The sequence below is a fragment of the Halomonas sp. SIMBA_159 genome (assembly GCF_046536035.1).
In the GTDB taxonomy this organism is placed as follows: Bacteria; Pseudomonadota; Gammaproteobacteria; order Pseudomonadales; family Halomonadaceae; genus Vreelandella; species Vreelandella venusta_A.
Map to the genome: position 1 here is coordinate 1 of NZ_JAWJBT010000656.1, position 269 is coordinate 269.

At 60.2% G+C, this 269-nt stretch carries 1 protein-coding gene; it reads right to left on the reverse strand.

Features of this window, described 5'->3' with window-relative positions; translation table 11 throughout:
• Positions 1-269, reverse strand: a 269-nt coding sequence (locus R0J87_RS20835; RefSeq protein ID WP_498888642.1) for a beta-galactosidase, incomplete at both ends; no start/stop codon positions are given.

The following is a 269-nucleotide window of genomic DNA, read 5'->3' on the forward strand; positions in this document are numbered from 1 at the left end:
CTGCCTGCATCGACAATGCCGCCATCTGGCCGGGCTTCTTCGGTGCGTTGGTCGGACGCCAGTTGACGGCGTTCGTGCTCTGTTCCATCAGAATCCATGGCACCCCGGGCTTGAGCGAGCGCATCAGGTCGCGAGCGAAAGCGGAATCCCTGAACGATTCCGGGACATTCGGGTCGGGATAGTTGTCATCAGCGACGACGTCCATCTCTTTCGGCCACTTCCAATAATTGGCCGGGGGGAATGCGCCCATGAAGTTCGTGGTCACGGGT